Genomic DNA, 26,738 nt, shown 5'->3' on the forward strand with positions numbered 1-26,738 from the left:
AATGATGGTGATCTCATGGCGGGTATTTTTGATGAATTTAATGAATTAAAGGCTAATAAAGAACCACAGAAACCTAACTCGATCTATTATGGGTATGACAGCTCTTATAAAATCATTGATGTTCTTAACGATAAGGATGGTGATTTTATCAGTTGCAGATTGTTTATCGTTAAGGAATTAGGGGTTGATGAGTGTTTAGGGTTTTATGCACCCCCTATGATTGATAATAACAACACCACTCTTGCTGATTTGCTTGAAAATAGCGAGCCTACAATATATTATATTATGAAACCAATTCTGCAAATATCAGGCGTTTTTTGGACAAAGGGCCTTACAACATTGAGTGGTTGGTGAGAAAGTATTTGGGGGTTGGGTTTAGGAGTTACAAAATAGAGCGGATACAAGGAACGGAATTTGCGATCAAATTCCGCTATAAAAAGTGGGGGTCTATGATTGATAGAGAAGTTAAAATGCAATTCCCCAAATACCTTAAAGACTCAAAGAAGACAGCCGTTAGAATAACAAGCAGGGTGTTTTATGAGTTGTTGAGGGGGCCTTTGTTTGGCAACCTCCTCGGCAAAGATCCCATTCAGGCGATTCTCATGCGGAAGGAAAACAATAATAAATAAAATCTTGTTGGATCTTAATCTTCTTATTTTTTAAATTAAAAGTCATTTTTTAACCCCTAAGACCACGCTACACAAATTATCGTGCGACTAAAATCAGGCTCTTTACTATTGATTATAAAAAATGTTTTTTAGCATTTTTTATAATTTATGATTAACACTTAATGATAATAAAGCCTTATTAGTAGTTTTTGTGTGGGACTAAAAATAGTAAGTTTATGGGGTTTTTAACCCTACCCCTTGTAATTTGGGCTATAGGGCGAAAATAATAGCGCCCACTCTCACGATTATGTATTTAACTATGGTGCATTTTTCTTGCTTCATTCGTTGTGGCTCTTGTGTTTTAAATTCGTTTGTGGTGGGATTATTCCCATTAAGGTTTGAGACGCTATTGCCGTTTCTGTAATGATTAGAGAGTGTCGGCTTAGTCTCTATTTTCCTTAATGCTTTCTCATTTTTCAAACTCTCATGCGATGGATTTTAAAGGCATGTCTTCTTTGCTAACTCTTGCATGATCAAGCGGCTATTATTGTCTCTAACCTTGTAATTTTCTGCTCTCTCATATTTGGCTGTCTGTTATTTTATTCAGCCCTACATCGTTTTAACAAACAAACCCCATGCAAGCTATTTCAATTCCAAAGCTAAAAATTTTCCCGTATAGCTTTGGGTTTTTTCGCAATTTTGCGCCACCTCTAAAGGCGTGCCGCTCGCAATGACTCTCCCGCCCTTATCCCCCCCATCAGGCCCCATGTCTATAATGTAATCAGCGTTTTTGATAATGTCTAAATTATGCTCAATCACTAGCATGGAATTGCCTAATGCCACTAAAGAATGCAAGACTTGTAAAAGGTGATTCACGTCTTCAAAATGCAAACCGGTGGTAGGCTCATCTAAAATATAAAGGGTTTTGCCTGTGTCTTTTTTACTCAATTCTTTAGCCAATTTGATCCTTTGAGCCTCCCCCCCGCTTAAAGTCGTAGCGTTTTGCCCCAAAGTGATATAGCCTAAGCCCACATCTATAAGCGTTTTTAACTTCACAGCGATTTTAGGGAATTTAGCAAAAAATTCATAAGCCTCTTCCACGCTCATGTTCAACACATCGGCAATGGATTTGCCTTTCACCTTGATTTCTAAAGTTTGGGGGTTGTATTTAGCGCCCTTACAGCTATCACATTGGACTAACACATCAGGCAAAAAGTGCATTTCTATTTTAATATCCCCATCGCCTTGGCATTTCTCGCACCGCCCCCCTTTAACATTAAAGCTAAAACGGCTCGCGCTGTAGCCTAAAATTTTAGCTTCTTTTTGCTCGGCAAATAAAATCCTGATTTCATCCATCACTCCTGTGTAAGTGGCAGGGTTGCTTCGTGGGGTTTTGCCTATGGGGGCTTGATCTAAATAAATCACCTTATCCAAATGCTCCAACCCTACAATCTCCACCCCATTCAAGCTTTGAATTTTTTTAGCATGGTTTAAAAGGGTTTGAGCGGTGGGTAAAAGGGTTTGTAAAATCAGCGAGCTTTTACCGCTCCCGCTCACCCCAGTAATGCACACCAATTGTTTTAAAGGGATTTGAACGCTCAAATTCTTAATGTTATTGATATTGACATTTTTAATTTCTAAAAAATGCTTTTCTTTAGGGGGTTCAAATTTAGGGCGCTCAATCTTTTTAGTGCCGTTGAGATACAAGGCGGTAGAATGGTTATTTTGCAATAATTCTTTTACGCTCCCGCTAAAAACCACTTCACCCCCATGCCTTCCAGCCTTTGGCCCAATATCCACCACAAAATCCGCATGCTTAATCGTCTCTTTATCATGCTCTACGACAATGAGCGTGTTCCCCTTTTTTTGTAAATTCCTAAGGGTGTTGATGAGTTTGAGCGTGTCTTTTTCATGCAAGCCAATGCTAGGCTCGTCTAAAACATATAAAACCCCTGTCAAACCACTCCCGATTTGGCTAGCGATTCGTATCCTTTGACTCTCCCCTCCGCTAATGGTTCGCGCATCCCTCCCTAAAGTCAAATACCCTAGCCCCACATCGTATAAAAAAAACACCCTTTCTAAAATCTCTTTTAAAATGGGTTCAGCGATCTTTTTTTCTTGCTCGTTAAGATAGCTAAAATGCGTGGGATCATTAAAAAAGTGATAGACTTCTTCAATGGGCTTAGTTAAAAAATCCGCTATTTTCAAGCCAGCCACTTGGACGCTCAAACTGGAGGCTTTCAAACGATGCCCCTCGCACGAAGAACAGGTTTTTTCGCTCATGTAATCGCTCAAATCCTTTTGCTCTTTAAACATGTCATAAGCGATTTGGATAATGCCTTTCCAGGGGCGTTTCAAGGGGCTATTTTTAAAATGAAAGCTGATTTCAGTGCCATTCCCATACAAAAGAGCGTCCTGTTGCTCTTTATTCAATTCATTAAAACAAAGCGCGCTGTCAATACCATTGTATTCGCAAAAGCCTTCAAACATTTGAGCGTAATAACTGCGGTTATACCCAAAAATGACTTTAATCGCTCCTTGATTTAAAGGCGTGTTAGGATCTAAAATCTTACTAATATCTAAGCTAAATTTTGTCCCCAAACCCAAACAGCTCTCGCACGCCCCTTTAGGCGAATTGAAGGAAAAACTCAAAGGCTCTAATTCTTCAAAACTCATCTTGCATTTAAAGCATGCCTTATGCTCGCTGTAATGCTTCCTTATGCTTGGTGCATTCTCTTGCAAGATTTCCACTTCTAATTCCCCATAGCTTTCTTTAAGGGCTTTTTCTACCGCACTAGCGATCCGTGAAGAATTTTCGCTATTGATAACCACCCTATCCACCACCGCTTCAATGGTGTGTTTTTTGGTTTTGTGCAAATGGATTTCTTCATCTAAACGCACCATCACCCCATCAACAAAAGCCCTCACATACCCCTTCAAACGCAAGCTTTCTAATTTATCGTTAAACGAACCTTTTTTATCTTTAATAATGGGGGCTAGAATAATGATTTTAGAATTTTCTTCTAAATGACAGATTTGAGAAATAATATCGCTCGCGCTCATAGAACTAATGGGTTCTAAACATGTGGGGCAAAATTGCTCCCCAACCCTTGCAAACAACAACCTTAAATAATCATAAATCTCAGTGATCGTCCCCACAGTGGATCTAGGGTTTTTAGAAGTGGTTTTTTGATCAATAGCAATCGCAGGGGTTAGGCCTTCAATTTTATCCACATTAGGCTTACCCACTTTGTCTAAAAATTGCCTAGCATAGCTAGACAAACTCTCTAAATAGCGCCTTTGGCCTTCAGCGTATAAAGTGTCAAACGCCAGAGTGGATTTACCCGAACCGCTTAATCCGGTAAAAACAATAAATTGGTTTTTAGGGATTTCTAAAAAAATATTTTTGAGATTATTTTCCCTAGCCCCTTGAATAATGATTTTATCCATAATGGTTTTATGTTGCAAGAGCTTCCTTAAAATAAGAAAATGGATTAAAAGGAGCTATTATACTTCAAAAAAGAATGGTTTTATTATCATTTCTTATTCATAAGAGTTAAAAATATTTGCTTGATTAAGGATAAACATGCTATTATTTTATGAGAAAATTTTAAAGATAGGAATGTAAAGGAATGGAATTTATGAAAAAGTTTGTAGCTTTAGGGCTTCTATCCGCAGTTTTAAGCTCTTCGTTGTTAGCCGAAGGTGATGGTGTTTATATAGGGACTAATTATCAGCTTGGACAGGCCCGTTTGAATAGTAATATTTATAACACAGGGGATTGTACAGGGAGTGTTGTAGGTTGCCCCCCAGGTCTTACCGCTAATAAGTATAATCCAGGACATACCAATATCAATTGGCATGCTAAATACGCTAATGGGGCTTTGAATGGTCTTGGGTTGAATGTGGGTTATAAGAAGTTCTTCCAGTTCAAGTCTTTTGATATGACAAGCAAGTGGTTTGGTTTTAGAGTGTATGGGCTTTTTGATTACGGGCATGCCACTTTAGGCAAGCAAGTTTATGCACCCAATAAAATCCAGTTGGATATGGTCTCTTGGGGTGTGGGGAGCGATTTGTTAGCTGATATTATTGATAACGATAACGCTTCTTTTGGTGTTTTTGGTGGGGTCGCTATCGGCGGTAACACTTGGAAAAGCTCAGCGGCAAACTATTGGAAAGAGCAAATCATTGAAGCTAAAGGTCCTGATGTTTGTACCCCCACTTATTGTAACCCTAACGCTCCTTATAGCACCAAAACTTCAACCGTTGCTTTTCAAGTATGGTTGAATTTTGGCGTGAGAGCCAATATCTACAAGCATAATGGCGTAGAGTTTGGCGTGAGAGTGCCGCTACTCATCAACAAGTTTTTGAGTGCGGGTCCTAACGCTACTAATCTTTATTACCATTTGAAACGGGATTATTCGCTTTATTTGGGGTATAACTACACTTTTTAAACCCTTTAAAAAGGTGTCTTTAAAGCCCTTTTTAATCTTTATTAAAAAGGATTATTAGTTTGAGTTTTCGCATCTTAAAAAGCTAAAATTGGTTATAAAGAAACTTTTGAGTGTAACCAACAAAACCAACACCATTGAGTGAGCATTTGGAAAATTCATCTAGGGGTTTTAAGGGGATTGTTTGCAAGAAATAGAGAGTTTGCATCAAAGCGTTTTGTTGCAAGAAGTTTTGCAAGCGTTCACGCCTTTAGAAGAAGGGGTTTTGATTGATTGCACTTTAGGGTTAGGGGGGCATTCTAAAGCCCTTCTATCCCAAAAACCACACCTGAAACTCATTGGTATTGATAAAGATAAGTTCGCTCAAGAAATCGCTAAAGAACGATTGAAAGAATTTGAAGGGCGTTATCATATTTTAAGCGGAGGGTTTGCCAAACGCTTTAAAGAAGCCCTAGAAATGTATGGCGATCGAATCAAGGGGGTTTTAGTGGATTTAGGGGTGAGCTCCTTACAGCTTGATGATGATAACAGAGGGTTTAATTTCCACTCGCACACTCTGGATATGCGCATGGATTTAGAGAGCGATTTGAACGCTCAAAAAGTCATCAACTCTTATCCTGTAGTGGCGTTAGAAAAAATCTTTAGAGACTATGGAGAAATCAAAGAATACAAAAAAATCGCCCATAAAATTGCAGAAAGGCGCACTAAAAAACCCTTCAAAGACGCTAAGGATTTAAGCGATTTTTTAAGCTCTTTTTCTAAAAATAAAAAAATCCACCCAGCGACACTAGTGTTTCAAGCCGTTCGCATAGAAGTCAATAGCGAATTAGAAGAGTTAAAAGAGTTTTTACAAAGCGCTAGAAACCTTAAGGGAGCGATTTTGTGCGTGATTTCTTTTCATTCTTTAGAAGATGGGTTAGTGAAAAACGCTTTCAAAGATTACGCTAAAAATTGCATTTGCGATCCTTCAAGTTTCAAATGCGCTTGCTCTAACAACCACGCTTTAGGTGCAATTTTAACCAAAAAGCCCATCACTCCAAGCCCAGAAGAAATTAAAAACAACAGGCGTTCGCGAAGCGCTAAAATGAGGGTGTTCCAATTCAAGCCATGAGTAAGTTATATGAGTAAGCCATGAATATAAAAAACCATTCTTTAAATGAAAAAGAACGCTTTGTACGCATAGAAGAGGACGAAAAGAAAGAATTATTCGCTGGAACTGCAAATGAAAATTCGCATGGTCTTTCTTTAATGAATTTAATAGGGGTGTTGGTTTTTGGGGGTGCGTTTTTAGCCTTATTAGCGCCTAAAATCTATTTAAGCAATAATATCTATTATATTAGCCGTAAAATCAACACCCTAGAAGATCAAAAACGCCTGCTTTTAGAAGAACAACAAATCCTAAAAAACGAATTAGAAAAAGAGCGTTTTAAATACTATATAGAAAATAGTGAAAATATTGGCGATATTGCGTTTTAAGTGAAAACCCCCCTATCCCCTTAAGAGAGCCTAATTAGCGTTAAAATTTTGTTTCAATACGAAATTTTAATCCCTTGTAAAAACTTTAAACTTCAAAAAAACAAACAAACAACCCCCTTAAATTGTATAATAAAAACACTTTAATCCAACAAAGGATAACCATGAGAAAACGCTTCACTCCACTTTTGTTATTCAGGAAATAATACAGATGAAAAAAACGATTTCAGCGTTGTTTTTATCAGCGTGCATAGGGTTATCGTCTGTTTATGCAGATAACGCTTTGATTTTACAAACCGATTTTAGCCTAAAAGACGGGGCTGTCTCGGCGATGAAAGGCGTCGCTTTCAGCGTTGATTCTAATCTTAAAATCTTTGATTTAACGCACGAAATCCCTCCGTATAACATCTGGGAAGGCGCTTACCGCTTGTATCAGACGGCTAGTTATTGGCCAAAAGGTTCGGTATTTGTGAGCGTAGTGGATCCGGGCGTAGGCACTAAGCGTAAATCGGTGGTTCTAAAAACTAAAAACGGCCAGTATTTTGTTTCGCCGGATAACGGCACGCTGACTTTGGTGGCGCAAACTTTTGGGATTGATAGCGTGCGTGAAATTGATGAAAAAACTAACCGCTTGAAAGGTTCTGAAAAATCCTATACTTTCCATGGCCGTGATGTGTATGCTTACACCGGTGCACGCTTGGCTTCTGGGGCGATCACATTCGAGCAGGTTGGGCCAGAGCTTCCTCCAAAAGTCGTTGAAATTCCTTACCAAAAAGCGAAAGCCACAAAAGGGGAAGTGAAAGGCAATATCCCGATTTTGGATATCCAATACGGCAATGTTTGGAGCAATATCAGCGATAAATTACTCAATCAAGCAAAAATCAAACTCAATGACACGCTGTGTGTAACGATTTTTAAAGGTTCTAAGAAACAATACGAAGGGAAAATGCCGTATGTTGCGAGCTTTGGCAATGTGCCAGAAGGCCAGCCGTTGGTTTATTTAAACAGCTTGTTGAACGTTTCCGTGGCGCTGAATAGGGATAATTTCGCGCAAAAACATCAAATCAAATCCGGTGCTGATTGGAATATTGATATAAAGAAGTGCACTAAGTAAAGCGCTTTTTAGAAAATTAAGGGGGAGTTAGAGATTTTTAACCATCAAACTTTCATTAACACAGCCCAATTAACGCTAAATAAACCCTAAAACAAACGCTTGCTGTTAAAATTTTGTTTCAATATGAAACACTAATCCCTTGTAAAAACTTTAAATTTTAAAAAATAAACAAACCATTCCCTTAAATTGTATAATAAAGACACTATAAGCTAACAAAGGATAACCATGAAAAAACTATTCATCCCACTTTTATTATTCAGCACTTTAGAAGCGAATGAGAAAAATGGCTTTTTTATAGAAGCCGGGTTTGAGACTGGGCTGTTAGAAGGCACGCAAACGCAAGAAAAAAGACACACCACCACAAAAAACACTTATGCGACTTATAGCTATTTACCCACAGACACGATTTTAAAAAGAGCGGCCAATTTATTCACCAATGCTGAAGCGATTTCAAAATTAAAATTCTCATCTTTATCCCCTGTTAGAGTGTTATATATGTATAATGGTCAATTAACTATAGAAAACTTTCTGCCTTATAATCTAAGCAATGTTAAACTGAGTTTTAAAGACGCTCAAGGCAACACGATTGATCTAGGGGTGATAGAGACTATCCCCAAACACTCTAAGATTGTTTTACCCGGAGAAGCGTTTGATAGTCTAAAAGTTGATCCTTATACTTTATTTCTTCCAAAAATTGAAGCCACTAGCACTTCTATTTCTGACGCTAACACGCAAAGGGTGTTTGAAACGCTCAATAAGATTAAGACAAATTTGGTCGTAAATTATAGGAATGAAAACAAATTTGAAGGTCACCAAAACCATTGGGAAGCTTTCACCCCACAAACCGCAGAAGAATTCACTAATTTGATGTTGAACATGATCGCTGTCTTAGACTCCCAATCTTGGGGCGATGCGATTTTAAACGCTCCTTTTGAATTCACTAATAAAGGCGGAGAGGAATGCGATACGAGCAAAGAGAACGAATGCGTAAATCCTGGGACAAACGGGCTTGTCAATTCTCAAAACCAACAATATGTGTTAAACAAACAAGACATTGTCAATAAATTTAGAAACAAAGCGGATCTTGATATCGTTATTCTAAAGGATTCAGGGGTTGTAGGGCTTGGGAGTGATATTACCCCTAGCAACAATGACGATGGCAAGCATTATGGCCAGTTAGGGGTAGTAGCTTCTGCTTTAGATCCTAAAAAACTCTTTGGCAACGACCTTAAGACTATCAATTTAGAGGATTTAAGAACCATCTTGCATGAATTCAGCCACACTAAAGGCTACACTCATAACGGGAACATGACTTATCAAAGGGTGCCGGTGATGAAAGATGGTCAAGTGGAAAAGGATAATAACGGCAAGCCAAAAGATTCTGATGGTCTCTCTTATAATGTGTGCTCTCGCTTCAATGGTTCAGGTCAGCCCGCTTTCCCTAGCAACTACCCCAATTCCATTTATCACAATTGTGCGGATGTCCCAGCTGGCTTTTTAGGGGTAACAGCAGCGGTTTGGCAGCAGCTTATTAATCAAAACGCTTTACCCATAGATTACGCCAATTTGAGCGCTCAAACAAACTACAATCTAAACGCTAGTTTGAACACGCAAGATTTAGCCAATTCCATGCTCAGCACCATTCAAAAAACCTTTGTCACTTCTAGCGTTACCAACCACTATTCTTCAAGCGCTTCGCAAAGTTTTAGAAGCCCTATTTTAGGGGTTAACGCTAAGATAGGCTATCAAAACTACTTTAATGATTTCATAGGGTTGGCTTATTATGGCATCATCAAATACAACTATTCTAAAGCCCTTAATCAAAAATTCCAGCAATTGAGCTATGGTGGGGGGATAGATTTGTTGGTGGATTTCATCACCACTTACTCCAATAAAAATAACCCCACAGGCATTCAAACCAAAAGGAACTTTTCATCATCTTTTGGTATCTTTGGGGGGTTAAGGGGCTTGTATAACAGCTATTATGTGTTGAACAAAGTCAAAGGAAGCGGTAATTTAGATGTGGCTACTGGGTTGAATTACCGCTATAAGCATTCTAAATATTCTGTAGGGATTAGCATCCCTTTAATCCAAAGAAAAGCCAGCGTCGTTTCTAGTGGTAGCGATTACACGAACTCTTTTGTTTTTAATGAAGGGGCTAGCCATTTTAAAGTGTTTTTTAATTACGGGTGGGTGTTTTAAGTATAAAATCCATTAAGCGCGAAATCCATTGATAGAAATAATATTTTTTAAATAAAAGCCTTATTTTTATCTTTTTTTTCGTATAATAAGATTTAGGTTAGTATTGATAGTGGTGCGTTAGGTTTTTCAAACTTGTGCGATCCAATCAATATTTCTTAATAAGATCATAGCTTTAATATTCAAAATAGTATAAAAAGGAAAGTTATGTATGCGGCTCATCCTATTAAACCCCTAAAAGCCCCTAAACTCAAAACTCAATTTTTGAGGCGTGTGTTTGCGGGTGCGTCTATTAGGCGCTGGAATGACCAAGCATGCCCTTTGGAATTTGTGGAATTAGACAAGCAAGCCCATAAAGCGATGATTGCGTATTTGCTCGCTAAAGATTTAAAAGACAGGGGTAATGACTTAGATTTGGATCTTTTAATCAAGTTCTTTTGCTTTGAATTTTTGGAGCGCTTGGTTTTAACCGATATTAAACCCCCTATTTTTTACGCCCTCCAACAAACACACAGCCAAGAATTAGCCTCTTATGTCGCGCAAAGTTTGCAAGATGAAATCAGCGCGTATTTTTCTTTAGAGGAACTCAAAGAGTATTTAAGCCACAGACCCCAAATTTTAGAAACTCAAATTTTAGAGAGCGCGCATTTTTATGCGTCTAAGTGGGAGTTTGATATTATTTATCATTTTAACCCCAACATGTATGGCGTGAAAGAAATTAAAGATAAAATTGACAAGCAACTCCACAATAACGAGCATTTGTTTGAAGGGCTTTTTGGGGAAAAAGAAGATCTGAAAAAACTGGTGAGCATGTTTGGGCAGTTGCGTTTCCAAAAGCGCTGGAGCCAAACCCCACGAGTGCCGCAGACTAGTGTTTTAGGGCATACCTTATGCGTGGCGCTTATGGGGTATTTATTGAGTTTTGATTTAAAAGCTTGTAAAAGCATGCGGATCAATCATTTTTTGGGCGGGCTTTTCCATGATTTACCCGAGATTTTAACCCGAGACATTATCACACCCATCAAACAAAGCGTTGCGGGGCTTGATCATTGCATTAAAGAAATTGAAAAAAAGGAAATGCAAAACAAAGTCTATTCTTTTGTTTCTTTGGGCGTTCAAGAAGATTTGAAATATTTCACCGAAAACGAGTTTAAAAACCGCTACAAAGACAAATCTCACAAAATCATTTTCACTAAAGACGCTGAAGAATTGTTCACGCTTTATAATAGTGATGAATATTTTGGGGTTTGCGGGGAGCTTTTAAAGGTGTGCGATCATTTGAGCGCGTTTTTAGAAGCTCAAATCTCTCTTTCTCATGGCATTTCCAGTAACGATTTGATTAAAGGGGCTCAAAACCTTTTAGAATTGCGATCCCAAACGGAACTGCTTGATTTGGATTTAGGGAAATTGTTTAGGGATTTTAAGTGATTTATAGATCTATTTAATAGCGTATTAGTTATAAAATCTAAAAAATGCTCAAAAGTATTTTAATTTGATCATTCATGCTCAATGAGAGCGAAATCATTTGGTTGGTTATTTTCAAGCGCGCATCAAATAGAGCTTTTTCCTTTCGCTTGAAGAAGCGATGTTGAGCAATTGGCGGTATTTAGTGATTGTTCTTCTTACCATTTTCAAATGGAATTTTTCTTCAATGAGTTCTAAAATCTTAGCGTCGCTCAAAGGCTCTTTTTTGTCTTCATTTTTAATCAATTCTAAAAGATAGTCTTTAATCACAGCGTTTGAAGTCTCGCTATTGTCTAAGGCGGTGCTAAAGAAATGCTTAATAGGGAAAACCCCCCTTTCGCATGCCAAATATTTATTAGAAATGGCCCTTGAAATCGTGCTTACAGAGTGGTTAAACTCATTGGCTAAATCCAGTAATTTTAAAGGGCGTAATTCCTTACCCTTAAAAAAATCGTATTGATACTCTAAAAGCATGAGGCCGATTTTATAAATCGTGGCTTTTCTCAAATTTAGCGCATCAATCAAATCTTTAGCCTCTTTTAATTTTTCTTTTAAATAGCCACTATTCTCAAAGCGATTTTCTTCTAAACTGATCGTCGGGTAGCTTTCATCATTCAAACGCACGATGATTTCATCATCCACTTCTACAATAAAAAGCTCAGGAATGACTTCTATTTCTTTTTCTAAAAACTCAATGGCTGGGGGGTTTTTAAAGGATTTTAAAATCTTTAAAGCCTTTTCATAATAAAAATCTTTAGAAAATTCATGGTGTTTTTCTAAATTCAAAATGATTTTTCGCGTTTCTTCATAAAGCTCATTACCGTCTAATTCCCTACTCTCTAACTGGAATAAAAAGCCCTCTTTCACATCTTTAGCGCCAATGCCAGCGGGATTAAGGTAACTAAAACGCTTGCGCACTTTTTCATAAACTTCGCTCTCTACCCCTAAAATTCTAGCCCTTTCTTCAATATTTTCTTCAAAATACCCCTCATTATTCAACCCGCTGATAATATCCATAGCGATTTTTTGAGAGGTTTCAGTAGGAAAAAGGGGGGGAATGATTTGAGCCTCTAAAGTTTCAAAAAGGCTTTTAGATGCGATTGCAAAATTTTCTAAATGATCGCTGCTCTTTTTAGCGCTAAAACGATCGCTAAAATTTTTGATGCGTTTGTTTTCAATTTTGATTAAGGGGTTATCTAGGGCGTTTTGTTTCAACACTTCTTCTAAATCTTCAAGCTCGCTTTGTAAAATGGGGAGCCACCCTTTTAAGGTAGCGTTTAATTTGTTTTTAGGGCTAAGGTTTGCGCGTAAGATCGCCATGTCTATACCTTAAAATTTTCCCCTAAATAATACTTACGCACCAAAGCGTTTTCATAAATTTCATTAGCGTTCCCGCTCGCTAAAAGCGTGCCGCTTTTAATCACATACGCCCTATGACACACGCTCAAAGTCTCTCGCACATTGTGATCAGTGATCAACACACCAATGTTTAATTCTATCAAGCTTTCAATGATTTTTTGAATATCAATCACTGCGATCGGATCCACGCCCGCAAAAGGCTCATCTAATAATACGAATTTAGGGTTTTTCATTAAAGCCCTAGCGATTTCTACGCGCCTTCTTTCTCCCCCACTCAAGCTCATGCCCTTGCGCTCTCTTATGGCTTGGATATTAAAAGCGTCCAACAAGCTTTCCATTTTTTCTTCGCTCTCTTTAGAGTTTTTAAAAGTGCTCTCTCCTGCTAGGGCCAGATTCTCTTCCACGCTCAATTCTTTAAAAATACTGGATTCTTGGGGCAAGTAGCCTATACCTAAGTTAGAACGCTTGTGTAAGGGGTATTTAGCTAAATTCACATCGTTTAAATAAACGCTCCCCCCACTAGGCTCTAAAAGCCCGCATATCATATAAAAGGTGGTGGTTTTACCCGCCCCATTAGGCCCTAAAAGCCCCACCACTTCGCCACTTTTCACTTCTAAAGAAACATCTGAAACGATTTTGGTTTTTTTAATCTGTTTGTTTAAATGCTCTGCTTTTAAAATATCCATCCAAACGACCCTTTAAGCGATCTTTATTGTATAAAAACGGCTAGTTGATTCGGTTTTAATTTCCACAACCTTAATAGCTAAATCGTATTTTTTTAAAATTTTTTCTAATTTTTCATCGCCCCATTCCACAAAATGGATCCCCTTTTCCAACAAGCACTCCAACATGCCAAGCTCCAAGCAAGCCTCTAAATCGCGCATGTAAAAATCATAATGGAACACGCTCTCGCTATAAGCATGCATCAAGCTAAAGGTTGGCGAAGTCGCTTGAATGTCTAAACCCAAGCGTTTCAAGCACGCTTGAACCAGAGTCGTTTTACCGCTCCCCACAACGCCTTTTAAAAGCACCACCCCCTTAAAATCATCTTTTAAAATTGCAACCGCCACTTTGTCTAACTCGTCTAAATTCGCTCTCATAACAACTCCACGCTTTTGATTTCAAACTCGCTCTTAATCTCTTCAATGAGATTGGAATGATTAGCCATGAATTCTTGCAAGGCCGTAGGGGCTTGTTTGGGTTGGGTTTCTTGAACCTCTTTAGTGTCGTTTTCTTGAATCTCTTTTTCTTTAGTTTCTTTTTCTTTAGTTTCAGCCGTCGTTTCAGTGGTTGGTTTGGGCTTTGAATAGGGGAATTTAAGCTCTTTAACCACTTCTAAAGCGCTTTTATTTTCCAAATGATTTTTTAAAGCGATTTTGATATTTTCGCCCTTACCAAAAACGCTATCAACGATACCTTTCACGATTTTAAATCGTTCTCTTAAAAGCTCTTTATCCTTATCAGCGGCCAAAGACTCCCAAGTCAAGGTTTTAGTCTGGCTGTCAAAATCAATGAAACGGATATTTTTTTCAAACACCGCCCCTAACTCATAATTGCGCTCATAAACCAATGTTTGAACTTGTTTGAAAAGGTTGTGGAAAATGCGATCTTTAGCTGAAAGCATGGGAGTTTGCGGGGCTTCTGCACTCGCTATTTTTTCTAGCTTTTCTCTTTTTTCTGTTCCCTCTATTCTTTCTGCGCTTTTGGGTTCTTGTTTAGGGGCGTTATAGCTTATGCTAGGGCTTTGATTGAAAGGGGTTTGCTCTAATTCTAAAATCGCATCATCTAGGGCTTTGAGTTTCAAAGCTTCTTTGAATTTCATTTTCAATAACAACAGCACAAAACTGGCATTTGCCCCTTCTTTTAAAAGACTCAAACTGCTCATAATGATTTTAAAAAAGCGCTCTATTAAAAGAATGGAATACGAATCAGGGCTTAATAATTTCGCTTTCAAAAAAAGCATCATTTCTTCTAAAACGCCCTCGGTTTCATAATTTTCTAAAATGGCATAACGCTCTTGCAATCGCGCTTCATCTTGGTTGATTAAGCTTTGGAAAAAATCTTCTAAAACGCTCCGATCAATCGCTCCTAACATTTCAGCCACTTTGCTTTCTGTGATAGCGTTATCGCAATAATTGATGGCTTGCTCTAAAAGAGTGATCGTGTCCCTCAAACTCCCTTGCCCGCTGTGAGCCAGTTTTTCTAACGCGCTACTTTCATAGCTCACTTGTTCTTTTTCTAAAATGGTTTTTAAATGAGAAATAACGGAATTTTCAGGGATTTTTTTAAACCTGAAGTGTTGGGTGCGGCTGAGTATGGTAGCGGGTAATTTCAAGGCGTCCGTTGTCGCTAAAAGGAATTTCACATGGCTAGGAGGCTCTTCTAAAGTCTTTAAAAGCGCGTTAAACGCTTCGGTGGTGAACATATGCACTTCATCAATGATAAAGATTTTATAGCGCCCAAAGCTTGGTTTGTAGCGCGTTTGCTCTATGAGGTTACGGACATCATCAATCCCCCTATTAGACGCCCCATCCATTTCTATAATATCTATATGGTGGTTGTTTAAAGCGCTCTGGCATTGGGTGCAAGTATCGCAAGGCACAGCTTTTGGCCCTGTTTCGCACATTAAAGACCTAGCAAAAATCCTAGAAGAGCTGGTTTTGCCTGAACCTCTTAACCCGCTGAATAAATAAGCGTTAGCCAAACGCTGGTTGTCTAGGGCTAAAGAAAGCGTTTTAGCCACGCTCTCTTGACCGATTAGCTCGCTAAAATGTTTGGGGCGGTATTTTAACGCTAAAACTTGCATATTGGTTGTAATCCTTAAAACTCATTTAGGAGTATTGTAATGCAAAATGACTTAAAACTAGCCCCTTTTTAGGTTTTGCTCAATAGCGCTAAAAAATCTTTAAATAAATTAATACTAAGCGTCCCCATGATAGCGGTTACAAAGAGATTCACGCCCATAAAAATTTTTTGGTTGTTTAAAAGTTTAGAGCCATAACGCAACGATAAAGTGCATAACAATAAAAGCCAAGAAAGAGCGGCTGATAAAGTGCCGGCCAGAAAAACAAATTTTTGCACTAAATTAAAAGACAAAGTGCTCGCGCCAATGAGAAACACCATTTCCAAATACACTTGAGGGTTGAGTAAAGTAACGCCTAAAGTGAATAATAAAGTCTTTTTTAAGGATAGTTTTTTGGGGGTTTGGACTTGCTTTTTTTTAAAGGTTTGAAAAAGGGTTTTTAACGCTAAAAAAGCATAAAACCCGGTAAAAAGCGCCCCAAATAAATTCAAAAACAAACTCAAATAAAGGTTTTTCGCAAAATAAGCCCCCACGCCAAACACGCCCATGCTCATTAACACTATATCGCACATAAAACACAGAGCGCAAATCAAAAACACATAATTCCTAGCCATGCCTCGCTCTATAATAAACAAGGATTGCGCCCCCACCGCCGCGCACAAAGAAATCGCTAAACCAAAACCTTCTATAAAAACCACAAACATCTTGATCCTTTCGCTCACAATAAGCCAAAAACTACCAACGCCATACAAACCAATCATTCTAAAATGGTATTTTAAAATCTTAGGGTTTAAAACGACCTTTATAAATAAAAGTTAAATGATGATTGCACAAAATTTAAAAACCCCATTTTTTAGTGCTCTTAGAGTCGTTTGAGAATAAGTTAAAATTAACATGGTAGAATGCTAAAATTTGCTGTCGTCATGCGGCAAAAATTTAGACAACAAGGAATTGGGAATGAGAAGGAGTTTGGCTTTTTGCCTTTTAGCTTTGCTTGGATTACAGGTTTTAGGTGCTAGAGACTTTTCGCAACTCAAAAACGAAGAACTTTTAAAATTAGCAGGCACTCTGCCTTCTAATGAAGCGATTGATTATCGCATGGAAGTGTCTAAACGCCTTAAAGCTTTAAACGCTGAAGACGCTAAGAAATTCCGCGCGAATTTCAGCCGGATCGCTAGGAAGAATCTTTCCAAAATGAGTGAAGAGGATTTCAAAAAAATGCGTGAAGAAGTGCGTAAAGAATTAGAAGAAAAAACCAAAGGTTTGAGCGCTGAAGAAATTAAGGCAAAAGGGCTTAATGTGAGCGTTTGCAGCGGCGATACGAGAAAAGTTTGGTGTAGGGCTGTTAAGAAAAAAGACGAACATTGCTCTCCTAAGTGAGATAAAATTTAATTTAAAAGGATAAAACATGAAAAAAGCGTTGAAAATACTTTCTGTTGGTGCGTTGTTATTTGTGGCTTTGAACGCCAAAGATTTCAGCAAAACAAGCGATGAAGATTTGGCTAAAATGGCTGGCATTGTCGCTCCGCAGGATATTGTGGATTATAAAAAAGAGTTGAGAATGCGCATGAAAAAAATGCCTGAAGACAAAAGAGAAGCGTTCCATAAGCAGTTGCATGAATACGCGGTTAAAAACACAGACAACATGACCGTGGCGGATTTTGAAGCACACCAAAAAGCCGTTAAAGAAGCGCTTAAAAAAAGCAACATGAAGGACATGGATGATGATTTGGGGTTGCGATCATGCGAAAAAATGCATAAACACCATAAACATGGTAGTCATGACAAACATGGCAAAGGGCATGGCAAAGAACAAGGCAAAAAAGACCACGATCACAATGATCATGGCGAAAATGAGAAATAAAGCTTAAATTACACCCCTTTCTCTATCAAAGCTTCAAACCCTTTAAGCAGAAATCCTAGACGCTTTTTAGCGTTTGGGATAGAAGCTTTTAAGTATTGTATAAAGTATTATTAATAATTTTTATTGTTTTTTTAATAAAATATAGTTAAAAATCCTACAAGGATTAACACATGCCATACACTTATAACCAAAATAGCGAAATGTCCATTTTAGCGCGTGTATTTAACACCGCCGTCTTTAGTAACAATAGCGCCTTTGATATAACGCCTTTTGATTTAGGCGAGGAACAGATGAGTGTGGAAATGGAAGACGAAGTCGTAAAAAGGTTACAAGCAGCGACACAGACAATCGCCAGCGCTAACATTTATATACCCACGACAATCAAAGTCCCCATTCTTAAAACAAGCCCAGCCTATAAGACATGGCTTAACGCAAGGATGCGAAATCCTATTTTAGGCGGATGCACTTTAAAAGACGACACAGGGTTTCAGTGTGTGATAAAACAAGTAACTTTAGATTTCAATGTTATAGATTTAGTAACAAGTGCTGAATTTACCATTAAAGGCGACTTCTACCCCCAACCAGATTAAAATACCAATCAAAAAGCAAAAACCTAAAACCGCTTCAGCGTTGCAAACCATTCAAAAGAGTGTTTTAATACTCTTCAAACATTTCTTGGATTTTTGCCTTATCATTCGTTTTAGTTAGAGCGAGTTGTAAAAGCACCCTAGCCTTTTGGGGGTTTAAATTGTCGCTTGTGATGAAACCATAAGCCTTGTCATCAATCTCGCCTGAAGTAACTCCACCGCTGCCTACCCTACTAGAACGAACAATAACCACCCCCATTTCGCTCGCTTCTTGCATCGCTTTTAAAAACCCAGCGCTCACATTCCCATTACCCACCCCGGCTATCACAACGCCTTTTGCATGCGAGTTTAGGCTCGCTTGGAATAAATCAGGGGTCATGCCGGCATGCGTGTAAATAATATCCACTTTAGGCAAGGGGGAGTTGAGCTCTAAAATGGAAAATTCGCTCTCTATGGTGTGTTTTCTTAAAGGCTGCATGTAATAGCGCGCCTTGCCATAATACACGCTCCCTATCGCACCGCTATTTAGGGCTTTAAAGGTGGAAGTGTGGGTGGTGTGCGTTTTAATCGCTTCCCTAGCGCTAAAAATATTATCGTCCATCACCACCAACACGCCTTTATTCGCGCTTTTTTCATTGAGCGCTACGCTCAGCGCGTTATACAAATTCAAAGCCCCATCCGCGCTCAAAGAAGCAGCATTACGCATCGCTCCCACCAGCACGACCGGTTTTGTGGAGCGTAAAACTAAGTTTAAAAAATACGCGCTCTCTTCTAAAGTGTCCGTGCCATGCGTGATAACCACGCCTTGAATGCGGCTATTATCTAGCAATTCTTGGGCGCGTTTAGCGAGCTTGAACCACACCTCTTCAGTCATGTCTTGTGAGCCGATGTTAGAAATCTGCTCCCCTTGAATGCGAGCGATCTTGTTGAGACTGGGGATAGCCTTAAGAAGCTCTTTGACGCCCAACTCACCGCTCTTATAACTACCCAAACTCGCGCTCGCGCCACTCCCTGCAATCGTCCCCCCTGTCGCCAGTAAAACGATGGTGGGTAAATTTTTAGCCATGACTTGCCCTTTCAAACAAAATAAAAGGATTTAAAGATTTTGTAGTATAGTGAATCGTTGTTAAAATAAATTTAAAAAGGGTTAGTTGTGGATGCCTTTTTTCAAATTATCGTGTTACTTTTTTCGCTTTTTTTAGGGGCAAGGCTAGGGGGCTTGGGAGTGGGCTATGCGGGGGGCTTGGGCGTGCTTGTTTTATGCTTATTTTTAGGGCTAAACCCGGGCAAAATCCCTTTTGATGTGATTTTAATCATCATGGCAGTCATTAGCGCTATCAGTGCCATGCAAAAAGCGGGGGGCTTAGATTATTTAGTCCAAATCGCTGAAAAAATTTTAAGGAAACACCCTAAGCAAATCAATTATCTCGCGCCAAGCGTGGCGTATTTTTTAACGATACTAGCCGGCACCGGGCATACGGTTTTTTCTTTGATCCCGGTGATTGTGGAAGTGAGCCAGAGCCAAAACATCAAACCCAAAGCGCCCTTAAGCTTAGCAGTCGTTTCTAGTCAAGTCGCTATTACTGCAAGCCCGGTGAGTGCGGCGGTGGTGTTTATGAGCGGTATTTTAGAGCCTTTAGGGGCGAATTACTTGACCCTTTTAATGGTTTGGATCCCTACAACTTTTTTAGCATGCATGCTCACGGCGTTTATTATGGGTTTTACTGATTTGAAATTAGACAGCGATCCGCATTATTTAGAGCGTTTGAAAGCAAGAAATTTTTCGCCCCCTACAATCCAAGAAGAAAAAGAAACCTCAAAAAGCGCAAAATTATCGTTATGGATTTTTATCGGCGGGGTTGTAGCGATCGTTTTTTATGCGAGCGCGATTTCTAAAAATATCGCTTTAATTAGCCCGGTAATTTTAGGCAGAGATTACGCGATTGTGTCTTTCATGCTGAGTGTGGCGACTTTAATTGTGATTTTTTGCAAGATCAACGCTAATGAAATCGCTCATTCAAGCGTGTTTAAATCCGGCATGCAAGCGTGCGTGTGCGTGTTGGGTGTGGCGTGGTTGGGCGATACTTTTGTGAGCAATCATATAGATGAAATCAAGCGATACGCTTCTTTTTTGATCGCAGATTACCCGTTTTTATTAGCCGTAGCGCTCTTTTTGGCTTCCATGCTTTTGTATTCGCAAGCCGCCACCTCTAAAGCGCTCATCCCAAGCGTGATCACAGCCTTAGGCATTAGCGCTAATCATACAGAGCATTTGTATATTATCGTGGCTTCTTTTGCGAGCGTTTCGGCGTTGTTTGTGTTACCCACTTACCCCACTTTATTAGGAGCGATCGCTATGGATAACACCGGCACCACTAAAATGGGCCGTTATGTGTTTGATCATGCGTTTTTGATCCCTGGGGTTTTAGTCGTGTCTTTGAGCGTGGCGTTAGGGTTTGTTGTCGCGCCGTTGGTTTTGTAGATTTCATCATCAATGATAAAAGCTTGATGTTGCGCTTTTTTCTAAACCCCCTTAAAGAATAAGGTTTGAATCACTCAGTAAGCGAACACATAATTGAGGTACACGCTATAGAGCCTTCTGTATTGCAATTGAGTGCCTAGAAAAGAATAGTAATTCGTGTTAATGGTGGGGATTTTAACGCCCAATTCAATGCCATGTTGCGCGGAATGTTCGCTGTCTTTTTTCTTAGCTGTAGCGAGATTCGTCCTCAAGCCGAGATTGAACAAGAATTGGAAATTGGAAGCATTGACTTTCGCGCTGTAAGGGTTATTGAACGCGGTTAAATTCACGTATTGAGAATTAAGCCATGTCGTCCCTGCCAGTTGGATACCTCCAAAAAGACCCACAGAGAGCTTGTTGTTCTTTTTAGTGGCTTTATCGTTAAGAAAGTTATACAACAAATCGCTCCCACCGCCATAAGTCCATATATCAGAAGACGAATTAAAAAAGCTGGATTTGATATAGCCGTGGTTGTAATCAAAGAAGCCATAATACCTTAACCCAAACGCTTTCTTTTTCCCAAAGAATTGTTTATAGCCCACTTGCACGCCAAGCCCATTCATTGCGCCGTTATTGTTTTGAGAGCTGATCATGCCCACTTTTTTAAAGGGGTTATTGCTCATCGCCGCTAAAGCTTGATTAAGATTGGATTGCTGCTCTGGGTTGATTTGGTAGTTGTATTGGCCCGCTGCTGGGGCGTTTTTATCGTAAGGTAGTGTAACAATGTCTTTTGTATTGACTTGATTGTGCGGGAGCTTAGAAATCTCTTCGCTCAAAGTCTTAGCGTCGTTATAAGTGGTTACAATCTCTGTTTGATTGGATTTTAGGTTATAAACATCTTTAGCCACGCTTAAAGCCGCATCCACCCGATTACCATAATAACTCACATTGTTTTGAATCGTCTGAACTTCTTTATTCAAATTCACAACTGCCATATAGGGGTTAGTGGGAGTTTGACCCCCATTGACTATTTTCAAATAGGCCTTCTCCAAATAACGATACTGATCTTTAGGGATGGAATCAAAGAGGTTGAAAATATCTTTGGCGTAAGAGATGATTTGCTTTTGGTTTTGAGCGAAAGCGTAGATGTCTTTAGCGAATTCAGGGTTTGTTTGGGATCCTGTAGCTTGAGCTTGCAAACTAGCAGATAGGGTGTGGTTATTTTGAGAAAGCGTAACCGCTTGTTGCAAGATAGGAATCATTGCCTTAATGTTGTTAAACACCGTGTATTGAGTGGGGTAACCAGTGGAATCGATAGCGCCGGACGCGTTTGAAACGCCACTGATGACGATATTTTTCCACATCATAGCCGTCTTAGTGCTTGCGATCAAGTCCATAAGCTTTTGCGCGGTTTCAAGAGCACTGCTCACGGTTGAGCTTGGCGGGTTTGAACCTTCTGTTGTGGCGCATCCGGATAAAGCGCAAAGATTGTTCGCTTTAGTGGCAGAGTTTGTTTGAGCTGCTTGGAGGCTTTCAGCGAGCTTTTTCATCTCATTATAAGTGGTTTGATCCATAGCGCAATTTTCAATTCCTGAGCAGTTCTCTATAATCGTTTTAAAAGGAGGGTTACCCTGAACATTAGCGGGTTTGTCACCACTACCCACAAAAAAAGTGAAGTAGTTCCCCGCATAAAGACTCCAAAAACCCAATACCGAAGTGATAACGGCTTGCACGGCGTTAAAGATGGGCGATTGGGTGGTGCTGTTGTAGTTGTTGTTGGTAAAGCTTTTTAAATAGTTTAAAGAGCTATTGACCAGCTCAATGTTGTTGGCGTTTTGAATGCTTTGCTTCAACGAAGCCACTTGATTTAAATACTGGTTTAATTGCTCGTATTTTTCGTTTAAGTTTTTTAATTCACCGGTGTTTTTGACCATTTGCACCGCTTCGCCGATTTGATAGCCCGCGCTCACAAAAAAGCCGTTGTCTTCAGCATAAAGTAATGACGCTGCAAGGGATAGAGAAAGTAAAAATCGTTTTTTCATAAAAGTGTTCCTTAAAGTAATTTTTTTGTTGCAAAAATATTCTAAAATGATAATAGATTTACAATGAGTTTAATTTTATAATAAACTTATTGGATTTCCAAAAAAAAAAAAAAAAAAAAGATTTTGGGGCGTTTTTAACTTATTTATCTTTGAAGTGTTGATTTTTGTAACGATAAAATCATCCTTTGAATTTTATCATCAGTATTTAATGGGAACGAAACCGCACTAAAACAAGAACGCGTAGCTGACAAAAACTTCTTTATTCCTAAAAACGCTGAAGTTTTGTCGGATCGTTTGTTGCTGCCACACATTGCTAGAGCCAAAATTTTTCCAACTTTGCGCGCTCAAGCTGTAATAAGGGATTTTAAGCCCCACGTTGAAGCGGTTGCGCTTGCCTATATACAAAGAACCCCCAAAATTCACAAAAAACCCCCCACCTGCGGCAAAAAATTTATCATCTTGTTTTGTGTTTTGATTTTTATATTGAGAACTCCACAATATGGCGTATTCCACCCCACCCCCACCAAACACGCCTATTTTAAAAAACAGCATTTTTTCTGTTTTTAAAGCGAGTTTTAAAAGGGTGTCTATAGGGAGATTGACAAACACATTCACGTTCAAACCAAACGCCATGAAATGCCCGTTATTGAAAAGAAAATCTTGAGGGCTTGGGGTTTTTTGCAAAACTAAAGAGCCTTGAGCGTTTGAAACAGAATCGTAGGTTTTAATCGCGCTTGGGTTATAATTCGCTTGGGATAAAAGGGTGTTACCCCCCACTTTTTGACCCAATTGCACTTTAGCGTATTCTATATCCCCCCACACCCTTAAGCCTAAAATATGGTATTTATCAAAAGCTATTTCATCGCCTATTTGCCCGGTATAAGACAGGTTTTTACCCCCCTGATAATGGGCTTCTAATTTCTCACCATAACACACGCTGCTAGGGCAGGTGGGGTTGTCTTTATAGGCTTGTTGCCACATGCTTGTGCGCGTATTAGCCCCTGTGCCTAGCCTAAAACCTAGATAAATGTGGTTTTTCGTTTTAAAAAAAGGCGTTTTTTCAGCACTATTGCCCCACAAAACCCCCAAGCTGGCTAAAAAAACAAGCGCTTTCAAACGCTTTTTTGATTCAATTCTACCCATAATGGCACTTCACTTTACAACATTTCTTGATTAAAAAATTCCTCTATGCCCTCTCGCATGCTCTTTATTTCTGTAAGGGTATTGACGCAGTTGCGAAACGCGCTCGCTTGCATCTCGCCCTTAGCGTAAGCATGCAAATTTTTCCTGAACATCACCACCCCCCTATCCCCATAAAACTCCACCATTTTATCAAAATGTTCTAAAACCAGATCTTTTTTCACGACTGCGGGTAATTTTGTGGTGTTGTTTCTGATTTGCCAAAATATCCATGGGGCTCTTAAGGCCGCTCGCCCTATCATTAGCCCATCCGCTTGAGTGATTTGCAAGACTTCAAAGGCTTTTTTCACGCTGTCAATTTCGCCATTGGCTATCACCGGCTTTTTTAAAATCCCTTTCATTAAAGCGATGCTTTCATAATCTATTTTGTCTTTTTGGTATTTGTCGCTTCGTGTCCTCCCATGCACCACCACATAATCCACCGGCGCATCATTTAAAGCATGAGCGATTTCTTTAGGGATTTTCTTTTCAAAGCCTAAACGCACTTTCACGCTTGTGATTTTTTTATTCGTGTTTTCTCTGATCACTTTTAAAAGCTTCACTAAGTGGTTTAAATCCTTCAATAGCCCGCTCCCGTTACCATGATTAGCCACTTTAGGGGCAGGGCAACCGCAATTAAAATCAATCCCACTCACATGCTCTAAAGCGTTGATTTTCTCCACCGCTTCTTTGACTACGCCCTCTTTAGAGCCTGAAATTTGCGCCATGAAATGATCTTCTAAAGGGGATTTTTCTAACATTTTAGAAGTTTTATCAAACGCATACACTAACGAATGCGAGCTCACCATTTCGCTTGTGGTAACATCCACGCCAAATTTTTTCACCACGCTCCTGAAAGGCAAATCCGTATAGCCTGCCAAAGGGGCTAGAAAAAGCCATTTTTTATTCTTAAAGTCCATCCGCTCTCATATCAAAGTTTTTTGCTGTATTTTGACACAATCAAGGTTAAAAAGCGCTTTAAAATTAGTGTTTGATTAAAATCAAGCTTTTTATAGATCCATTAAACTCTGTTTAAAACGGGTTAAAAAATCATGCGTTGGTTGTTTTAAAAACTCTGCGTATAAAACAGGCCGTAAGCGTTTAGGGATATTCAACCTCCTGGCTTTGTCTTTAAAATCCTTTGGCATGCTTAAAGTTTTTTGGGGTTTAAGAGCGATAAACGCATGCTCTTTATCCTTTTCAATGATGAATTTTTGAGCGATTTCTAAGCTAAAAAAATGGCATTTGATTTCTTCTTTTTGAGAAAAGCTCAACACATACCCCTTTTGCTTTAAGATTTTATCCACCATAAACAGCGCATTTTGCGAATGCTTAAAAAAAGTGATCCCATGCATTTGTGAAACGGGCATCAAAGGATAAAGCCGCTCTTTTTCTTTATCTAAAAACTTAAAACTTTGGATAATGCCTTTAGAATAATGTTGCATCAAGGAGTTAGCGTAATTTTTCCTGAAAAAATTGCGTTTGAATTTTAAAGAAGAATTAGAATCATCTTCAAAAAATTCCCAATCTTTAGCGAGCGTTTTAAGGGTGTCTTTAGGGGTGTAGAGTAAGGGGCGAACAATCGCATAAAACCCTCTTTTTTCATAAGCTTGAAAGCTTAAAAGCGTGTTTAGCCCGGCTCCTTTGCTTAATTGCATCAAAAACCATTCCAGCCTGTCATTCAAGTGGTGCGCTAAAATCAAATGCTTGTAAGAATGCTCTTTTATTAGGGCTTCAAAAAAATCATAACGGATCTTTCTCGCTTGCATTTCAAAATTGCGCTCAATCTTTGGAGCGTAGTGGATATAGCATTTTTTATGGTACGTTTTTGCGAGTGTTTGAGCGTGCTGGATGATTTCAAGGCGTTGTTTTTGCGTGTTATAATCCACTAAAGCGATGTCAAAAGCGATGTTTTCTCCAACTAAAAGATGAAACAAACAAGTGGAATCCAACCCACCTGAAAAACCCAATAAATTTTTCCCCTCTCTTAAAGGCTCTAAATAGGGTTTAAAATCTCGCGCTGTCAAATCGGTGCTAAACGCATGCTGAATGGGTTGCGCTTTTATGAAGTTTCCTTGTGGGTTAAAATGCCTTTGAGTAAGCTCGCACCCTCTATGCCTAAAATTTCATTCCTGAGTTTTTCCACTTCATTCAAACCTGGAGCTTTTTTGTGGACGGCTTCGTTGCGGATGTTTTGAATAAGGCTTAGGCTTTTTGAAAAAGGATAATTGATGAATCTATTTAAGTTTTCTTCTAAATGGTATTGGACTTTTTCGTGTCTGAGTAAAAATTTAACACTCCCAAGATTGGGCTTTTGAGTGAAAAAATCTTCAAGTATCAAAGATTTTCCTTGGACTTCATAAGCTAAATCATAAAGGCTGGGATCTTTTTTGCAAGCCTTTAAAAGAACTTGTTTAGCAAAAGTATAAATTTCGTATTCTAAGGTTTTGGAGTATTTGACGATGATGCTTGTAAAATCATTCAAAAGATCGTTTTCGCTTTGTAAAAGCTCTAATTCTGCATGAATGATGTTATTGATGCTATCAGGGTGTAAGAGGTAAAAAAGCCTTTTTCCAAAAACAAAACGCATGAAATTTTCTTGCATATCTAAATATTCTTTGCTTTTATACACGCTCAAATAATGCTTTTCATCGCCTAAAAAATAAGAACGCTCCTCTTTCAACCTCACCGGCAAAGGATAGACATAATTATTCCCATAAATGGCGTAAGTGTGGTTGTTGGGCGCGATGAAATTGGCTAAAAATTGATCCCTTAAAAGGCTAAAATCTTCCCTGACTAATTCCCTTAAATCGCTGATAATAAAAAAGTCTTCCACTTCCAAATTTTTTTCTTTATAATAGCTAGGGATCAAACCCTCATCAATCTCTTTAGAAACCTTTATCACCTTAGCGGCAAATAAATTAGCGTAATCGGTCAAAAAAAGCTGCAAAAAATTTTTTTCATTGGTGGCTTTGTAAATCTCTTCTAAAGAGTCGTGCTTTTCTTGATCGTTGAGCTTTGATCGGATTTTACCAAAGCCCACTTGGGATTTTTCCTGCAAAACGCTTAAATGTTGTTGGATGACATCTTTTTGATAGTAAGGGTTATAAAGGATTAAAAGGTGGTTCATGCCT

General features: G+C 38.9%; 22 protein-coding genes and 2 pseudogenes. 11 read left to right on the top strand and 13 right to left on the bottom strand.

Features of this window, described 5'->3' with window-relative positions:
• Positions 1–159 precede the first annotated feature (159 nt).
• Positions 160–629: pseudogene (locus EAL49_RS01865) on the top strand (hypothetical protein).
• A gap of 249 nt (positions 630–878) precedes the next feature.
• Here EAL49_RS01865 and EAL49_RS01870 read toward each other — a convergent pair.
• Together EAL49_RS01870 and uvrA are read right to left on the bottom strand one after the other, a co-directional pair.
• Complete coding sequence (locus EAL49_RS01870) at positions 879–1,088, bottom strand: hypothetical protein (protein WP_120828527.1); 210 nt, start codon at positions 1,086–1,088, stop codon at positions 879–881.
• A gap of 162 nt (positions 1,089–1,250) precedes the next feature.
• Positions 1,251–4,076 carry an excinuclease ABC subunit UvrA gene (gene uvrA / locus EAL49_RS01875; protein ID WP_205586088.1) on the bottom strand — a complete coding sequence of 942 codons (2,826 nt, stop codon included), beginning with the start codon at positions 4,074–4,076 and terminating at the stop codon, positions 1,251–1,253.
• Positions 4,077–4,240: 164 nt separating this feature from the next.
• Here uvrA and hopE point away from each other — a divergent pair, with 164 nt between their 5' ends.
• The 6 genes from hopE (at position 4,241) to EAL49_RS01905 (ending at position 11,273) form a co-directional block, all read left to right on the top strand.
• Entirely contained in the window at positions 4,241–5,062 is an 822-nt protein-coding gene (hopE, locus tag EAL49_RS01880; RefSeq protein WP_000395404.1) for a Hop family outer membrane protein HopE, read from the top strand.
• A gap of 181 nt (positions 5,063–5,243) precedes the next feature.
• The gene (rsmH, locus tag EAL49_RS01885; RefSeq protein WP_120828529.1) at positions 5,244–6,170 is read left to right on the top strand and encodes a 16S rRNA (cytosine(1402)-N(4))-methyltransferase RsmH; all 927 of its coding nucleotides are present in this window, start codon (positions 5,244–5,246) and stop codon (positions 6,168–6,170) included.
• Positions 6,171–6,190: 20 nt separating this feature from the next.
• The gene (locus EAL49_RS01890) at positions 6,191–6,535 is read left to right on the top strand and encodes a hypothetical protein (protein WP_120828531.1); all 345 of its coding nucleotides are present in this window, start codon (positions 6,191–6,193) and stop codon (positions 6,533–6,535) included.
• 208 nt (positions 6,536–6,743) lie between these two features.
• A complete protein-coding gene (locus tag EAL49_RS01895; RefSeq protein WP_120828533.1) occupies positions 6,744–7,646 on the top strand; it encodes an SAM hydrolase/SAM-dependent halogenase family protein in 903 nt (300 codons plus the stop codon).
• 225 nt (positions 7,647–7,871) lie between these two features.
• Positions 7,872–9,848: a porin family protein gene (locus tag EAL49_RS01900; protein ID WP_120828535.1), complete on the top strand. Its 1,977-nt coding sequence runs from the start codon at positions 7,872–7,874 to the stop codon at positions 9,846–9,848.
• Positions 9,849–10,052: 204 nt separating this feature from the next.
• Entirely contained in the window at positions 10,053–11,273 is a 1,221-nt protein-coding gene (locus tag EAL49_RS01905) for an HD domain-containing protein (protein ID WP_108256393.1), read from the top strand.
• A gap of 111 nt (positions 11,274–11,384) precedes the next feature.
• Here EAL49_RS01905 and EAL49_RS01910 read toward each other — a convergent pair whose 3' ends face one another.
• The 5 genes from EAL49_RS01910 to EAL49_RS01930 form a co-directional block, all read right to left on the bottom strand.
• Positions 11,385–12,629, bottom strand: a complete 1,245-nt coding sequence (locus EAL49_RS01910) for an RNA polymerase factor sigma-54 (protein WP_120828537.1) — start codon at positions 12,627–12,629, stop codon at positions 11,385–11,387.
• A 2-nt stretch (positions 12,630–12,631) separates the two neighbouring features.
• The gene (gene lptB, locus EAL49_RS01915; protein ID WP_000353240.1) at positions 12,632–13,354 is read right to left on the bottom strand and encodes an LPS export ABC transporter ATP-binding protein; all 723 of its coding nucleotides are present in this window, start codon (positions 13,352–13,354) and stop codon (positions 12,632–12,634) included.
• A 12-nt stretch (positions 13,355–13,366) separates the two neighbouring features.
• Positions 13,367–13,768 carry a tRNA (adenosine(37)-N6)-threonylcarbamoyltransferase complex ATPase subunit type 1 TsaE gene (gene tsaE, locus EAL49_RS01920; protein ID WP_120828539.1) on the bottom strand — a complete coding sequence of 134 codons (402 nt, stop codon included), beginning with the start codon at positions 13,766–13,768 and terminating at the stop codon, positions 13,367–13,369.
• A complete protein-coding gene (locus tag EAL49_RS01925; protein WP_120828541.1) occupies positions 13,765–15,474 on the bottom strand; it encodes a DNA polymerase III subunit gamma/tau in 1,710 nt (569 codons plus the stop codon). The genes tsaE and EAL49_RS01925 overlap by 4 nt, the downstream gene beginning before the upstream one ends.
• Positions 15,475–15,542: 68 nt before the next feature.
• Positions 15,543–16,175, bottom strand: a complete 633-nt coding sequence (locus tag EAL49_RS01930) for a LysE family transporter (RefSeq protein WP_120828790.1) — start codon at positions 16,173–16,175, stop codon at positions 15,543–15,545.
• Positions 16,176–16,428: 253 nt separating this feature from the next.
• Between EAL49_RS01930 and EAL49_RS01935 the strand changes: the two genes are divergently transcribed.
• The 3 genes and pseudogenes from EAL49_RS01935 to EAL49_RS01945 form a co-directional block, all read left to right on the top strand.
• Positions 16,429–16,851, top strand: coding sequence for a DUF1104 domain-containing protein (locus EAL49_RS01935; protein WP_001254635.1), 423 nt, complete (start codon positions 16,429–16,431; stop codon positions 16,849–16,851).
• Positions 16,852–16,879: 28 nt separating this feature from the next.
• Complete coding sequence (locus tag EAL49_RS01940; protein WP_120828542.1) at positions 16,880–17,335, top strand: sialic acid-binding protein; 456 nt, start codon at positions 16,880–16,882, stop codon at positions 17,333–17,335.
• Between the two features lie 170 nt (positions 17,336–17,505).
• Positions 17,506–17,950, top strand: a pseudogene (locus EAL49_RS01945) (hypothetical protein); the annotation flags it as partial.
• 39 nt (positions 17,951–17,989) lie between these two features.
• Here the strand turns inward: EAL49_RS01945 and EAL49_RS01950 are convergent.
• Positions 17,990–19,018, bottom strand: coding sequence for a type II asparaginase (locus EAL49_RS01950; RefSeq protein ID WP_276205819.1), 1,029 nt, complete (start codon positions 19,016–19,018; stop codon positions 17,990–17,992).
• A gap of 57 nt (positions 19,019–19,075) precedes the next feature.
• Between EAL49_RS01950 and EAL49_RS01955 the strand changes: the two genes are divergently transcribed.
• Positions 19,076–20,404, top strand: a complete 1,329-nt coding sequence (locus EAL49_RS01955; protein ID WP_120828546.1) for an anaerobic C4-dicarboxylate transporter — start codon at positions 19,076–19,078, stop codon at positions 20,402–20,404.
• 74 nt (positions 20,405–20,478) lie between these two features.
• On the opposite strand, the gene sabA is transcribed toward EAL49_RS01955, so the two are convergent.
• From sabA to EAL49_RS01980, 5 genes are all read right to left on the bottom strand, one after another.
• On the bottom strand, positions 20,479–22,425 hold the full coding sequence (gene sabA, locus EAL49_RS01960) for a Hop family adhesin SabA/HopD (protein ID WP_120828548.1): 1,947 nt from the start codon (positions 22,423–22,425) through the stop codon (positions 20,479–20,481).
• 225 nt (positions 22,426–22,650) lie between these two features.
• Positions 22,651–23,568 (bottom strand): outer membrane beta-barrel protein, encoded by a 918-nt coding sequence (locus EAL49_RS01965; RefSeq protein WP_120828550.1) that lies wholly within the window; start codon positions 23,566–23,568, stop codon positions 22,651–22,653.
• Positions 23,569–23,582: 14 nt separating this feature from the next.
• A complete protein-coding gene (locus EAL49_RS01970) occupies positions 23,583–24,524 on the bottom strand; it encodes a tRNA dihydrouridine synthase (protein ID WP_120828552.1) in 942 nt (313 codons plus the stop codon).
• Positions 24,525–24,614: 90 nt separating this feature from the next.
• Positions 24,615–25,655: a tRNA lysidine(34) synthetase TilS gene (gene tilS / locus EAL49_RS01975; RefSeq protein WP_205586090.1), complete on the bottom strand. Its 1,041-nt coding sequence runs from the start codon at positions 25,653–25,655 to the stop codon at positions 24,615–24,617.
• Positions 25,656–25,666: 11 nt separating this feature from the next.
• A complete protein-coding gene (locus EAL49_RS01980; protein ID WP_120828556.1) occupies positions 25,667–26,734 on the bottom strand; it encodes an HP0729 family protein in 1,068 nt (355 codons plus the stop codon).
• Between the last annotated feature and the right edge of the window lie 4 nt (positions 26,735–26,738).

The sequence above is a fragment of the Helicobacter pylori genome (assembly GCF_003637665.1).
Taxonomy (GTDB): Bacteria; Campylobacterota; Campylobacteria; order Campylobacterales; family Helicobacteraceae; genus Helicobacter; species Helicobacter pylori_CK.

Bases quoted from the DNA above. Each gene is read 5' to 3' on its own strand.
- hopE (WP_000395404.1), top strand. From the start codon at position 4,241: ATGGAATTTATGAAAAAGTTTGTAGCTTTAGGGCTTCTATCCGCAGTT.
- EAL49_RS01890 (WP_120828531.1), top strand. From the start codon at position 6,191: ATGAATATAAAAAACCATTCTTTAAATGAAAAAGAACGCTTTGTACGC.
- EAL49_RS01895 (WP_120828533.1), top strand. From the start codon at position 6,744: ATGAAAAAAACGATTTCAGCGTTGTTTTTATCAGCGTGCATAGGGTTA.
- EAL49_RS01900 (WP_120828535.1), top strand. From the start codon at position 7,872: ATGAAAAAACTATTCATCCCACTTTTATTATTCAGCACTTTAGAAGCG.
- EAL49_RS01905 (WP_108256393.1), top strand. From the start codon at position 10,053: ATGTATGCGGCTCATCCTATTAAACCCCTAAAAGCCCCTAAACTCAAA.
- EAL49_RS01910 (WP_120828537.1), bottom strand. From the start codon at position 12,629: ATGGCGATCTTACGCGCAAACCTTAGCCCTAAAAACAAATTAAACGCT.
- lptB (WP_000353240.1), bottom strand. From the start codon at position 13,354: ATGGATATTTTAAAAGCAGAGCATTTAAACAAACAGATTAAAAAAACC.
- tsaE (WP_120828539.1), bottom strand. From the start codon at position 13,768: ATGAGAGCGAATTTAGACGAGTTAGACAAAGTGGCGGTTGCAATTTTA.
- EAL49_RS01925 (WP_120828541.1), bottom strand. From the start codon at position 15,474: ATGCAAGTTTTAGCGTTAAAATACCGCCCCAAACATTTTAGCGAGCTA.
- EAL49_RS01930 (WP_120828790.1), bottom strand. From the start codon at position 16,175: ATGTTTGTGGTTTTTATAGAAGGTTTTGGTTTAGCGATTTCTTTGTGC.
- EAL49_RS01935 (WP_001254635.1), top strand. From the start codon at position 16,429: ATGAGAAGGAGTTTGGCTTTTTGCCTTTTAGCTTTGCTTGGATTACAG.
- EAL49_RS01940 (WP_120828542.1), top strand. From the start codon at position 16,880: ATGAAAAAAGCGTTGAAAATACTTTCTGTTGGTGCGTTGTTATTTGTG.
- sabA (WP_120828548.1), bottom strand. From the start codon at position 22,425: ATGAAAAAACGATTTTTACTTTCTCTATCCCTTGCAGCGTCATTACTT.
- EAL49_RS01965 (WP_120828550.1), bottom strand. From the start codon at position 23,568: ATGGGTAGAATTGAATCAAAAAAGCGTTTGAAAGCGCTTGTTTTTTTA.
- EAL49_RS01970 (WP_120828552.1), bottom strand. From the start codon at position 24,524: ATGGACTTTAAGAATAAAAAATGGCTTTTTCTAGCCCCTTTGGCAGGC.
- EAL49_RS01980 (WP_120828556.1), bottom strand. From the start codon at position 26,734: ATGAACCACCTTTTAATCCTTTATAACCCTTACTATCAAAAAGATGTC.